The sequence below is a fragment of the Streptomyces atriruber genome (assembly GCF_001418325.1).
GTDB lineage: Bacteria > Actinomycetota > Actinomycetes > Streptomycetales > Streptomycetaceae > Streptomyces > Streptomyces atriruber.
Genome location: NZ_LIPN01000569.1, coordinates 4905 through 5347, shown reverse-complemented (window position 1 = coordinate 5347; position 443 = coordinate 4905). Strand labels below are relative to the sequence as shown.

Annotated in this window: 1 pseudogene; it reads left to right on the top strand. The window is 74.9% G+C overall.

The window, feature by feature from the left end:
- Positions 1-39 precede the first annotated feature (39 nt).
- A pseudogene (locus tag AOK03_RS43325) lies at positions 40-443 on the top strand (hypothetical protein); the annotation flags it as partial.

Below are 443 nucleotides of genomic sequence, written 5' to 3'. Positions count from 1 at the left end.
TGTGTAGACGAGAAGGCCCCGGCACCGGAGCCGCCGCCCGTGTCCGTACGAGTCCCGCGCCCGGCCCGGCGCCGCATGGCCGTCGCCTTCGGCGTGGCCGTCGCGACGGCCGCCGCAGCTCTGGTCGGCGGGCTCGCCTGGCTCGTGGTGGACGCCGGGCAGGGGACGGGAGACGCCGACGGGGCGGACACGGCATCGGGTGCGAAGAGCAGGCCGGAGGGCCACGCGGACGCGGACCTCAGCGCCGAGGGGTTCGTGGCGTGCTCGCGGCTCATCGTGGAGGGCACGGTCACGGCGGTCGACCCGGTGCCGGGCGGCCTGCAGGACCGGGTCACGGTCGACGTGACGCGCTACCTGAAGCCGACATCGGGGTCCCCCACGGTCAAGTTCCCCATGGACCGTGCCGTGGACCCGCGCCTGAAGAAGGGCGACCGCGTCCTGAT